This is a genomic window from Xenorhabdus yunnanensis (genome assembly GCF_028598805.1).
Lineage (GTDB): Bacteria > Pseudomonadota > Gammaproteobacteria > Enterobacterales > Enterobacteriaceae > Xenorhabdus > Xenorhabdus yunnanensis.
Window position 1 is genome coordinate 1 of sequence record NZ_JAQRFI010000226.1, and the last position, 505, is coordinate 505.

Here is a 505-nt window from a genome sequence, read left to right on the forward strand (position 1 = left end):
GCATATCAGTATTAATGCTGTCGTTCGCACTTTAAAAAATTGTCCCCACGATGTGTAACCACATTACCGCTGGAACAGGTGGAAATTCAGCTCATCTGTGAAGTCGATGAGATGTGGTCATTTATTGGAAATAAAAAGCAACAACGTTGGTTATGGTATGCTTGGGAGCCTCGTCTGAAGCGTATTATTGCCCATACTTTCGGCCGACGAAGCAAAAAGACATTGAAGAAACTACGCAAAAAATTATCGCACTTTAAAGTCGTTTTTTGGTGTACCGATAAATTCCAGGCTTATAACTTGTTGCCTACGGATAAACACCTCATCGGAAAAAGTTTTACGCAGCGTATTGAACGTGAAAACCTTACCCTTAGAAACCGAATTAAGCGGCTGAATCGTAAAACATTGGGTTATTCAAAATCACCGGAAATGCATGACAAAGTCATCGGGACTTTTATCGAAAGAGAATATTATATTTAAGACCAATCAACATTTTGAATACGTGACC

1 pseudogene is annotated in these 505 nt (G+C 39.2%); it reads left to right on the plus strand.

The features are described from left to right. Window positions 1–477 (plus strand): annotated as a pseudogene (locus tag PSI23_RS21950) (IS1 family transposase); the annotation flags it as partial. Window positions 478–505 lie beyond the last annotated feature (28 nt).